Raw genomic sequence first — 230 nt, forward strand, 5'->3', positions numbered from 1 at the left:
TGTATGTACCGCCGAATGGGTTGTAATTACCTGCATCAATTTCTTGTTGTAAAAAATCTGTACGAACCCAACCTTGCGGGCGGTCGCCGGTTTGCATTGATTTACTGCGACCTTTTTGTACTGCTGTTTCCCAGCTCCAGTCGTTAATTTCGCCTTTTAAGCCAGCTACAATTCGCATTGTGTCTGATTCAATATCCCATTGGCGGGCACCCGCGTCTACAGTTCGGTAG

1 protein-coding gene is annotated in these 230 nt (G+C 47.0%); it reads right to left on the reverse strand.

Annotation, left to right across the window (positions count from 1 at the left end):
* Positions 1-230 (reverse strand): hypothetical protein (locus AC0IXA_RS28270; protein WP_471815037.1); only part of this gene is annotated, 230 nt, incomplete at both ends.

It is taken from the genome of Pseudomonas sp. AC083, assembly GCF_979253165.1.